Origin of the sequence: Paenibacillus sp. FSL R5-0766 (assembly GCF_037971845.1) — a bacterium.
Classification (GTDB): Bacteria; Bacillota; Bacilli; order Paenibacillales; family Paenibacillaceae; genus Paenibacillus.
On sequence record NZ_CP150227.1, the window covers coordinates 4,473,953 to 4,485,250 of the forward strand.

At 46.6% G+C, this 11,298-nt stretch carries 13 protein-coding genes; 4 read left to right on the forward strand and 9 right to left on the reverse strand.

The window, feature by feature from the left end:
- The first annotated feature begins 4 nt into the window (after positions 1-4).
- Positions 5-106 carry a stressosome-associated protein Prli42 gene (gene prli42 / locus MKY66_RS19330; protein ID WP_017687624.1) on the forward strand — a complete coding sequence of 34 codons (102 nt, stop codon included), beginning with the start codon at positions 5-7 and terminating at the stop codon, positions 104-106.
- Between the two features lie 26 nt (positions 107-132).
- Here prli42 and lipB read toward each other — a convergent pair whose 3' ends face one another.
- From lipB to lpdA, 5 genes are all read right to left on the reverse strand, one after another.
- Complete coding sequence (gene lipB / locus MKY66_RS19335; RefSeq protein WP_036607873.1) at positions 133-840, reverse strand: lipoyl(octanoyl) transferase LipB; 708 nt, start codon at positions 838-840, stop codon at positions 133-135.
- Positions 841-951: 111 nt separating this feature from the next.
- A complete protein-coding gene (locus MKY66_RS19340; protein WP_076215828.1) occupies positions 952-2,397 on the reverse strand; it encodes a dihydrolipoamide acetyltransferase family protein in 1,446 nt (481 codons plus the stop codon).
- A gap of 47 nt (positions 2,398-2,444) precedes the next feature.
- The gene (locus MKY66_RS19345; RefSeq protein ID WP_017687621.1) at positions 2,445-3,431 is read right to left on the reverse strand and encodes an alpha-ketoacid dehydrogenase subunit beta; all 987 of its coding nucleotides are present in this window, start codon (positions 3,429-3,431) and stop codon (positions 2,445-2,447) included.
- A gap of 2 nt (positions 3,432-3,433) precedes the next feature.
- Positions 3,434-4,462 (reverse strand): thiamine pyrophosphate-dependent dehydrogenase E1 component subunit alpha, encoded by a 1,029-nt coding sequence (locus MKY66_RS19350; protein WP_036607878.1) that lies wholly within the window; start codon positions 4,460-4,462, stop codon positions 3,434-3,436.
- 139 nt (positions 4,463-4,601) lie between these two features.
- On the reverse strand, positions 4,602-6,026 hold the full coding sequence (lpdA, locus tag MKY66_RS19355) for a dihydrolipoyl dehydrogenase (RefSeq protein WP_076215825.1): 1,425 nt from the start codon (positions 6,024-6,026) through the stop codon (positions 4,602-4,604).
- Positions 6,027-6,255: 229 nt separating this feature from the next.
- Between lpdA and MKY66_RS19360 the strand changes: the two genes are divergently transcribed.
- A complete protein-coding gene (locus MKY66_RS19360; RefSeq protein WP_036607881.1) occupies positions 6,256-6,567 on the forward strand; it encodes a DUF2627 domain-containing protein in 312 nt (103 codons plus the stop codon).
- 63 nt (positions 6,568-6,630) lie between these two features.
- Positions 6,631-6,978: a potassium channel family protein gene (locus MKY66_RS19365; protein ID WP_036607883.1), complete on the forward strand. Its 348-nt coding sequence runs from the start codon at positions 6,631-6,633 to the stop codon at positions 6,976-6,978.
- Between the two features lie 8 nt (positions 6,979-6,986).
- On the opposite strand, the gene MKY66_RS19370 is transcribed toward MKY66_RS19365, so the two are convergent.
- On the reverse strand, positions 6,987-7,199 hold the full coding sequence (locus MKY66_RS19370) for a hypothetical protein (protein WP_076215823.1): 213 nt from the start codon (positions 7,197-7,199) through the stop codon (positions 6,987-6,989).
- Between the two features lie 176 nt (positions 7,200-7,375).
- Between MKY66_RS19370 and MKY66_RS19375 the strand changes: the two genes are divergently transcribed.
- Complete coding sequence (locus MKY66_RS19375; RefSeq protein WP_062835251.1) at positions 7,376-7,975, forward strand: thymidine kinase; 600 nt, start codon at positions 7,376-7,378, stop codon at positions 7,973-7,975.
- Between the two features lie 117 nt (positions 7,976-8,092).
- Here MKY66_RS19375 and MKY66_RS19380 read toward each other — a convergent pair whose 3' ends face one another.
- From MKY66_RS19380 to MKY66_RS19390, 3 genes are all read right to left on the reverse strand, one after another.
- A complete protein-coding gene (locus MKY66_RS19380) occupies positions 8,093-8,569 on the reverse strand; it encodes a hypothetical protein (protein WP_017687614.1) in 477 nt (158 codons plus the stop codon).
- A gap of 531 nt (positions 8,570-9,100) precedes the next feature.
- Positions 9,101-9,751 (reverse strand): hypothetical protein, encoded by a 651-nt coding sequence (locus MKY66_RS19385; protein ID WP_036672336.1) that lies wholly within the window; start codon positions 9,749-9,751, stop codon positions 9,101-9,103.
- A gap of 394 nt (positions 9,752-10,145) precedes the next feature.
- Complete coding sequence (locus MKY66_RS19390; protein WP_017687612.1) at positions 10,146-11,183, reverse strand: NAD(P)/FAD-dependent oxidoreductase; 1,038 nt, start codon at positions 11,181-11,183, stop codon at positions 10,146-10,148.
- Positions 11,184-11,298: the final 115 nt, after the last annotated feature.

The window sequence follows — 11,298 nt, forward strand, 5'->3', positions numbered from 1 at the left end:
CATCATGCAAAAAAAGAAATGGTTCAAAATCATCATCTATCTCATGCTGATCGCCATGATCGGGTCCACCCTTTTCATAGCTCTCGAACCGTTGTTGTTCGGATAGCAACCCAAAGCCTTTCGACGATCTGTTTACAGACGTTGAAGGGCTTCTTTTTCCGTGACCCAATTAATCTGATATGGAAAAATACGATTAAAGTACGGAACAATTTCCTGCGCTACCTGCTCCACTGCATAGGACTTACCCGTTATATCCTCCAGTGAGGTAACGCCATACTGCTCTATCCCACAAGGAACAATCCCCTGAAAACCTGCATGTTGAATGCCTGAGCTGATGTTAAAAGCAAACCCGTGACTGGTTACAAAACCTCGGCGGTGTTTGCAACGATTAAACTTGATTCCAATTGCAGCGATCTTCATATCGCCAATCCACACACCTGTGTAACCCTCTTTGCGTCCGGCTTCAATGCCCTGGTCTGCGAGATAATCCATAAGTACCTGCTCAAGTTTCCGTAAATAGCCGTGCAGATCCAGGTCTTCATCCCGACCAAGAATCAATAACGGGTAACCTACCAACTGGCCCGGGCCATGATAAGTAATATCACCGCCACGGTCAATTTGAAACAAGGAAATCCCTTGCTCTCGCAACTCTTCCGGACTGAGAAGTAGATGCTCCGGATGATTCTGTGAGCCGATCGTATACGTTGGGGGATGCTGTAAAAGAAGCATCTGCTCCGCTCCCTCGCCCTCGTCCAATCGCTGCACAATCGCTTTCTGGCGGTTCCAAGCCTCTTCATAATCAAGCATCGGTATGTATGCAACATCCAGCGGCTTGCTCATGATTCCCCACACCCTTCTGCTTCAGGTTCAATGTACTATTGAGCACTTGTCCGTAGACAGCAGGAAAAGTGCACGGCCTCCGGCACATACACTTTCCCAACAACTATTTACTTAATACACCTTGCTCTCCATGGTGTATCCTTCAAGGTTTTCTTTGACACGTTGCAAGAACCGTCCGCTGATTACACCATCCAGAATTCGGTGATCCAGCGACAGACACAAGTTAGCCATCGAGCGAACAGCGATCATATCATTAATAACCACTGGTTTCTTGACAATCGACTCGAATGTAAGAATCGCTGCCTGCGGATAGTTAATGATTGGCTGGGACAGGATCGAACCAAATGAACCTGTGTTGTTCACCGTGAACGTACCCCCTTGCATATGGTCCAGCTTCAACGTACCTTCACGTGTTTTGCGAGCCAGTTCATCCACTTCACGGGCCAGACCTGCGATATTACGCTGATCGGCATGTTTGATTACGGGTGTCAGTACAGAATCTTCGGTTCCTACCGCCATGGACAAGTTGATGTCCCGTTTGACGATAATTTTGTCCACTGCCCATACCGAGTTCATGATTGGGTAGTCTTTAATCGCGTTAACGACTCCCTTCATCATGAAGGACAGATATGTCAGATTGATGCCTTCCTTACGCTTGAATTCATCCTTGAGTTTATTGCGCAGCATCACAAGATTGGTTACATCCACTTCGATCATTGTCCATGCATGCGGGATTTCCGATACGCTTTGACGCATATTCCGGGCAATGGCATTACGCACAGGGGTAACATCGATGAAATACTCCGATCTTCCCTGGCCGCCACCTTCCACTTCGATCTGTGGAATTTTCGGACTTTCGGTTAGATGAATGCCTGAATGTCTCACAGGAACACCTGCATCGGACGCTGAGATCGCTTCTCCAGCGGTCAAACCCATTTCTCCATTTCCACGATTCACTCCGCTGAATGGAGAAGCAGACGGCATACTAGAAGGTGTATGCTGTGCTACAGGAGATGATGCTGGTGCAGACGATCCAACCGCGTTACCTCCCTGTGCAACAAATGTCAGCACATCTTTGCGGGTAATACGACCACCGGCACCGGTGCCTTGGATGCTTTGCAAGTTCAAGCCATGCTCTGCTGCCAAGGATTGCACTGCTGGGGAATACCGATTACGCATCGGCTGGTTCGGATCATGTCCTGCTGTATTTGACGCGGCAAGAGGAGTGGGGCTCGCATGTTGCTGCACTTGCTCCTGTTGCTGCGATACTTGTGTTACTTGCTCAGCCGCTTCTTCGTCAGAAGCTGCGACCTGCATGCGGCAGATTGCTTCACCAACAGCAATCGTTGTTCCCTCTTCCACCAAAAGGTCACCCATAATTCCATCCACAGTGGATGGAATCTCGGCATTAACTTTATCAGTGATTACTTCACAGATCGGCTCGTACTGTTCCACACGGTCGCCCGGTTTTTTCAACCATTTGCCTATGGTAGCCGAGACCAGCGATTCCGCCAACTGCGGCATAATGACCTCGATCCATTTCATACGTTCAGCCATTTGATTATCACTCCAAACTTTACTTTTAAACGATCCAAAAAACAAAATTAAAACTCGGCAAGTGTACGCATTGCTGCTTTGGCTTTGTCTTTGCTCAGCATGTAGAATTTCTCCAATGTTGGGCTAATTGGCATGGCCGGCACGTCAGGTCCGCAGAGACGCTGAATCGGTGCATCCAGTTCAAATAGACATTCCTCACTAATAATCGCGGCAACTTCGGCACCTACACCACCGGTTTTGTTATCTTCGTGTACAATCAGCACTTTACCTGTCAGACGAGCGGAAGCAATAATCGCTTCACGATCCAACGGCTGCAATGTGCGCAGATCCAGAACGTGTGCTGTAATGCCTTCTTCACGCTCCAGCTCCTCAGCAGCCTGCATAACAAAATGCAGCGGCTGGCTGTAACCGATCACCGTAATATCCGCACCCTCACGAAGTACATTGGCCTTACCAATTGGAACGATGTAATCATCTTCAGGCACATCTTCCTTGATAAGTTTGTAGCATTTTTTATTTTCAAAAAAAAGTACCGGGTCCGGGTCACGAATAGCGGCCTTAAGCAGTCCCTTGGCATCGTATGCCGAGTAGGGAGCTATAATTTTCAGACCAGGTGTACCAAAGAAAATCGATTCCGGACATTGGGAGTGATATAACCCACCGAAGATCCCGCCACCAATCGGCGCGCGGATAACAATCGGACAGCTCCAGTCATTGTTGGAACGATAGCGAATCTTCGCCGCTTCACTAATGATCTGGTTGGTTGCCGGCAACATGAAGTCCGAATATTGCATTTCGGCAATTGGCTTCATGCCATACATCGCTGCACCAATGGCAACACCTGCAATAGCGGATTCAGACAAAGGTGTGTCCATCACTCGCATTTCGCCAAACTGATCTTGCAGCCCTTTAGTTGTGGTAAACACACCACCTTTGAGACCTACGTCTTCACCAAGGATAAAAACATTCTCATCCCGTTCCATCTCTTCTTTCATCGCGAGACGGATTGCATCAATATATTCCATCACTGCCATCCTTACCGTCCCCCTTCTTCGCTGTCCGCATAAACGTGCGTCAGAGTGTCCTCAGGTTTAGGATATGGCGCGTTGTCTGCATATTCAGTTGCTTCTTTCATTTCCATCGCAAGCTGGGAAGCCAGATCCGCATCACGGGCTTCGTCCCAGATGCCGCAATCGATCAAGTAGTTCTTCATGCGAGGAACGCCATCTTTCTTCCAGTTCTCCTCAACTTCCTCTTTGGTCCGGTAAGCCAGATCATTATCGGAGGTGGAATGAGGTGACAACCGATACATCATCGCTTCAATCAGTGTCGGGCCTTCCCCGGCTATAGCACGGCGACGCGCTTCCTTCACTGCAGCATATACTTCTAATGCATCGTTACCATCTACACGCAGTCCAGGGAACCCGTATCCTTGTGCTCGATCGGATATTTTGCCGCTCAGCTGTTTGTGAATCGGTACCGAAATTGCATATTGATTGTTCTCACACATAATAATGACAGGCAATTTATGCACACCTGCAAAGTTGGCTCCCTCATGGAAGTCACCCTGATTGCTTGATCCTTCGCCAAACGTAACAAAAGAAACAAATTCCTGCTTTTTCATTTTGGCAGCCAGCGCAAATCCAACAGCGTGCGGAACCTGTGTTGTAACCGGGCTGGAACCCGTCACAATCCGCAGCTTTTTGTGGCCGAAGTGACCCGGCATTTGCCGACCGCCACTATTCGGATCTTCCGCCTTCGCAAAAGCAGACAGCATCAACTCACGCGGAGTCATACCTACCGCCAGTACAAAGCCGTAATCGCGGTAATAAGGTAAATAATAATCGTGATCCCGATCCAGACCAAAAGCAGCGCCTACTTGCGCAGCTTCCTGTCCTACACCGGATACGTGAAAGTTAATTTTGCCAGCCCGTTGCAAGAGCAAGCAACGCTCGTCAAACTTGCGCGCGAGCAGCATGTATTTGTACATATCCAATACTTCACCATCGCTAAGTCCCAGCTGTTGATGCCGATGGACCGCGTCTGCAGTACCTTGTGAACTCATATGAGGTACCTCCTTTTAATCAGAGCCTGTGCCACTCTTACTACCCGATCTTATAACCTGGTACTAAGACTTGGCTTAACCTTATTATAATCCCTTTTACCCAAAAAAGGAAAGGACCTTTCTCATAAGTTTGTTTGGCTTACATTCCAATGGCCTTTCCATCGACCGCCAACATGGCTTCACCCATAATTTCCGACAGAGAAGGGTGCGGATGAATGGTTTGTCCGACTTCCCAAGGTGTGGCATCCAGCATCTGTGCCAGAGAAGCCTCAGCGATTAATTCCGTCACATGGGTGCCAATCATATGTACCCCCAATATATCATTCGTCTTGGCATCTGCGATCACCTTCACGAATCCATCCCGACTTCCGTGAATAAGCGATTTGCCAATAGCCGAAAATGGAAACTTGCCTGTTTTAATATCATAGCCACGTTCTTTGGCTTCACGCTCGGTGAATCCGATGCTTGCTGCTTCCGGACGTGTGTACACACAGCGTGGGATGCGGTGGGATTCTACGGCATGTACCGTTTCGCCCACCAGATGATCGACAGCGAGAATACCTTCATGACTTGCGGCATGTGCAAGCTGCAAACCGCCGATGCAGTCACCAATGGCGTAGATGTGACCTTCACCGGTCTGTAACTGTTTGTTCACAGCGATGAATCCACGCTCCAGTTTGATATCTGTATTTTCGAGTCCGATATTTTCGACATTAGCTTGACGTCCAACCGACACAAGCATTTTCTCCGCTCTCAGCGTTTCCTGCTTATCTTCACCAAGCTGCACATCAATCTGGATGCCCTCTTGATCCGTGTTATATGTTTCCGTTAGAACGGTGGCACCTGTCAGGAAACGAACACCTCGTTTGCTGAGCAATCGCTGCATTTCTTTGGCAATATCTTCATCCTCGGCAGGCAACACGTGAGCAGCTGCTTCTACTACTGTGATGTCTACGCCAAAGTCATTCAGCATGGATGCCCACTCCAGTCCAATCACACCCCCACCGACAATGATGAGTGATGCAGGAAGTTCATCCATACGCAGGGCTTCGTCACTGCTCATAATAAACTTGCCGTCCGGTTCCAGGCCCGGCAGCGCGCGTGGACGCGAACCAGTGGCAATGATGAGATTGGTTGGTACAACCGTATCCATCTCGCCATCTTCGAACTCTACAGCGACTGCTCCGCTCTGCGGTGAGAAGATGGATGGTCCGATGACGCGACCTTTCGCGTGTACAACCTGGATTTTATTTTTTTTCATCAAATACTGAACGCCCTGATGGAGCTGTTCGACAATTGCATCCTTGCGCGCCTGTACTTTGGGAAATACAAGTGTAGCTCCAGCTGTCTCGATACCATACGTCTCGCTCTCCTGGATCTCGGCGTATACTTCCGCACTTTTCAGCAAAGCCTTACTCGGAATACAGCCACGATGCAGACAGGTACCGCCAAGCTTGTCTTTCTCAATGATAACGACCTGTTTTCCCAGCTGTGCAGCCCGGATCGCGGCTACATATCCACCGGTCCCTCCTCCAAGAATTGCAACATCACATGTAATTGGCATCTCTCATGCTCTCCTCTATGAATCAAATTTCAATATAATTTATGATGGCTTAAATCATGGTTTAGCTTATACCTCTATATGCCATTGTACTCTCCTTGAGCGGTCAACTCAAAGTTTGAAGCAATCACACATGGACAGCCTATGCATTCCAAGCTATGATGGAATCAGGTATGATCTGTAAGCGTAACCTTTATTTAATGTCGACTTTGGCAGAAAGGGTATAATGCTCATGAATACAAGATTGGTCTTTGCGCGATTCTTGGCAATTGTTGTTCTGGTCATCCCCGGGTTAATGGCAATGAAGGGTTTTCTGATGATGAAAGATGCCCTGTTCCTATATTATGCCGAGCACGGGAACGAACTGATTTCACCAGGGTTCCAATGGCTCTCCTTTGGCGGTGGACTTGTCCTTTTTGCCGCAGGTATGAGTTTTCTGGGAGGCTGGATCCTGTTCCGTGACCGCAAGCGTAATTATGTAGGTCCCCGTTTCCGGTCCAAAAGTGTACCCGAAAAAGCAGAGACGCCCGGAAGGACTCCTTGAGCCCGGGCTTTTTGTGTGTTTCTACAACACACCGCTTACTTTACATAGACAGGATGGATCATCATGGTATCATTTCTAATCACGTTACAACGATTGCTCAAAGGCATTTTCCATGCGTTCAAAGACCCCAAGTTTCTGGCTTTGTTCGCCTTAACGGCAGCAACGTTGCTGTCAGGCACTTTGTTTTACACTCGTGTTGAAGGCCTGCACTGGATCGATGCATTATACTTCTGTGCGGTTACCCTGACTACGGTGGGACATCCTGAATTTGTGCCAACCACCGGATTCAGCAAAGCCTTTACCGTGATCTACATGTTTGCAGGCATTGGTCTCACCTTTGCCATGATTGCCAGAATTACAGCAGGTATTCTATTCCCTCGCAAATTAAAGACAGAAGAGGACCCGGAGTAATCTCCGGGTCATTCGTATAAGGCATCCCGCAGTTTGGTAGACATACGTGATTCTTTGGAAGAAGACTTCAAGATCGTTCTACGCAAGGTAAGGTTACTTGTCTGCAGTCTTTCCGCTTCTGCGAACAGTTCTGCAAATAATCCCTGCGCCGCTTCATCTAGAGACCCCTGTTCTTTCAGGCTTTCATATTGCGCTTGCAGTGATGATAATGCTTCACTCATACTAAACACCTCTTTTCACAACTCCTGTTAACTAGCTGCCGTAACCAATACCTTAACAATCCATATAGTAACACAAAGCTGCGCAGATTAGTTCTGGCTCTTTCCAAAGATTTTGTGGTACTCTGTAAAGGTCGCTTTTTTTGTTGAATCCCGTATGTGAGAGGAGTAGCAGCACCGTGCAAACAGGACGTATTACCGTAATTACTGGACCCATGTTCAGTGAAAAATCCGGTGAACTCATTCGCCGTTGTCAGAAATTAATACAATTTGGCCGTAAAAAGGTTGTGGCCTACAAACCAGCCGAGGATGATCGGTTTGCCCAGGACGAGATCGTAAGCCGAATTGGTTATCGACTCCCTGCCCATTCCATTCCCCGGCAATTAACCCCGGAATCCGTAGAAATGATCTTGAACCAAACCATAGATGCTGATGTTGTTGCATTTGATGAAGTACAATTTTTCAGCAGTGCCATTATGGAACTTGTCTCGGAGTTAGCGTATTGTGGCAAACATGTCATTGTGGACGGACTTAATATGGATTACCGTGGTAAGGAATTCGGATATGTCGGTGGTTTGCTTGCCATGGCAGACGACATTGAGAAACTCTCGGCTTTCTGTGCGGTATGTGGCAGCCCGGATGCAGCCTTTACGCAACGTATCGTCAATGGGGAGCCTGTTACCTTGGGTCCGGTTGTCATGATTGGCGATTCAGAAGCTTACGAGCCACGCTGTCGTTGCTGCTTCATTCCTCCTCACAAAGTTGAATGCTCATCATAATTGCTAAAAGATTTTTGATATCTTCCAAAAAGGCCCTTTGGGGCTTTTTTTGTTATAGAGCAAACATTCGCACAAAAAAGCACCGCTTCGCAGCGATGCTTCCAGAGTCACTTCCCGCTAGTCACGGGAAACAAAATATTTGTTGGTCATGTAGTAAGCGTCACCACGCGACGTTTCCACCATTCCTTTTTTGGCATCCAAAAATACAATCTCTTTACACTTTGTACAGTACCATTTTGTGCGCTTGTATGGGGATTCCGTCACATAAGCCGTGCCACATTTACAATCAATCTTCATTAATAACTCGGTTGATTTATAAGCACTGGACAAGCGTTCCAGGTTATCCTGCTGCTGTGTAGGCATAATGGTCTGCTGATAATCCGATAAATGGTTTTGAACCTTGAAGTCTGCTACCAATCCTGCATTCAATCCAAAAAACTCCTTGCCAATTTCGGTCACGAAGCGCTTCTCATTTCTGTAGCAATCCAGCCACTCAATAATCTGCTTATTAGACAGTGGAACCGTACCCTTGATACCGCTGTTTAAGGTGTAGGTCATGATGTATAAAGTATCGTCTTGTCTACCTGAGTACATTAGAATCCTCCTTCGAATACATTTGCTAATGTACTACAAAAACGCGCATAAATCAAAAAATTCTTATTTCCTGAGCGCATCTCTTCTTATTAAATGGGAAACATTCCACGTTCATCCGCCAAAGACTTACAAGAACTGCATACACCTGAAACATTTCCCTGTGGCGCCGCATAATGCACGACCGATTTAACGTTTTTCTTGCATATGGAACAGTAGTGCCTCCTTTCCTTTTTTGGGATATAGTCCGATAGCTTAACCACGTTTTTGTTCGGTCGGAATCGTTGTAAGAAGCCCGGCCATTTCATCTCGCTTCACTCTTTCTTGTTCGTCTACTTCGTAGTCATTTTTTTCTCTGGGCTAAAAATCATCTCGCCTTTTTTATGTATACGATTCCAAGTTGTGCGTGCCTATCTCATAATCTATTCGACGTTTTGAGCGTTTTTCCTGTTTTTAATCTCTACACATATAAAAAAAACCGACAGAACCTGCTCTCCTTTTTTTGGAAGAACAGTATTTTAGTCGGTTCCAGCCTTATTTATAAAAAGTTCCCAGAACGTCCAGCTCTGATGAGCGCTCAATTCGAAATGGATAGATATAACCCTGATTCATTCGGGTAAATTTGCGGCTCCACAGATCCAGTCCCGATGTGAACTGATAGGCCTGATATATAAACTTAGAGCAGTAATTGCGCTCAATACTGCGCAGATTGGTCTGCAAACGGTAGAATTTGACCTGCTTGTAATGGTCATGTACCCACCCGGCTGCTTTCATGCCTGCCTCATTCAGTCTGGAACGGAATACAATGAAACGATCTCCTTCATAAAATCGCGTGAGATACCACTCTAATGAATCAGCAAATACAGGCCCATAAGGGTGCACATGATACACCTTGCCGTCGAGACCAATAATGCCCATATGCCCGGCGTAATAAGTCGATTCCGAGCTTGGCGTGTACACAATATCCCCTGGCTCTAGCTTCATTTCGCCCAACACGTTAATAGGCAAGTCCTGATGCAGCCGTTTGGCTGCTGAACGTTCACGCCGCCCTTCAACCAACAAGCGATGAAGTGCACCAGCCAGTGCGAGATACATTTCAGACCATTTGATCTTTTTTTTATCAGATCGTTTGAACCACCGCTGGATGAAGGTGAAACCTCGTTGTGGCTGTGATCCCTTTTTCATACGCTGCACTCCACTCTGATCTAGTTATTGTATCTATATAAGTTGAAATAAAGTTTATTTACACTGAAACTACGATGACAGAACAATCTTCCAATCGCTGTTATCCCCAGATTTTTTTCGATTCCCTTTTTCTTAAGGGAAAATCCGGTGATAAAGGCGACCGCTTCGCTTTTTCAGATTTTTTCTGTCCTCTCCGTTAACGGTAAATGATTATTTCAACTTATATAGTGTCATTCTACAGTTTATCAGCCTTATTATAGACATTTGGTAGTTCATGTTCAATTCTAAGCGTGTTCTATCTTGTGCCATTATGCCTTCTTATTACCCATTTTATGCAAAAAAGATGACTTCGGAATGAACCCGAAGTCATCTTAATATAACCAATCGCAGACCTTTATTCTTCTACAACACCAAGGGCTTTATTTTTCTCCTTAAAGCGGCTGTTATGGGAAGAAACATAAGCCACTTTTTCCGCTTCAGGGTCCATATAAAGCTTCGCACTGTTCACCGCTAAGGCTGCATCAGTGAATGTTCCAGCAATCAGATACAGTTTGCTACCATAATCTACAAAATCACCTGCGGCAAATACGCCAGGAATATTGGTTTGTAATCTCTCCGTTGTAGTGACATGCCATTCGCCAAGATCAAGTCCCCAATCCCGGATTGGACCAAAGTCACTCTTCATGCCGTGGTTTACAATGACAGCATCGACTTCAAGCAGTTCAGTTTCACCTGTATCCACGTGTGAGATGGTTACCTGTTCAATCACATCACCACTCATACTATGCAGTGTCTCTACCGCATAAGGTGTACGCACATCTACAGAGGATTCTCTCATACGCAGTACATTACGCTCCAACCCGCCAAAGCGGTCACGACGATGCACAACCGTAACTTGCTCTGCCAGTGCTTCCAGTTCATTCGCCCAATCCACAGCAGAGTCGCCTCCACCTGAGATCAGCACACGTTTACCGCGGAAAGGCTCCAATTCCTGCACGGTATAGTGCAGATTGCTTACCTCGTAACGGTCTGCACCTTCAAGCTCCAGCTTGGCCATTTTATATATACCATATCCGATTGCCATAATGACGGTACGTGTCCAATGTTGTTCACCTGTTGCAGAAGTTAACAGAATTGTGCCATCAGGTTGACGCTCGAATCCTTCGATCTGTTGTTCAAATACGAGGGTTGGCTCGAAAGTTCGTGCCTGTTCTTCCAATTGTTTGATCAGATCTTCACACAGAATTGGCGTCACACCCCCGACATCCCAGATCATTTTCTCCGGATAAAAGAGCATGCGACCTCCCAATCTGTCACGTGCCTCAATCAACTTGGTCTTCATATCTCGCATGCCGCTATAAAAGGCAGAGTACATACCCGCAGGGCCACCGCCGATAATGGTTACATCATAAAGTTCCAACTGCTGATTCATATTAAAAATACCTCCGTTAATTCGATCCAGAACATCGAGTATTTGATATCGATTATCATTATCACTTAATTCCTAGTGTAATGGTAATCTTATCAAATTACAATGGCTAAAAAAC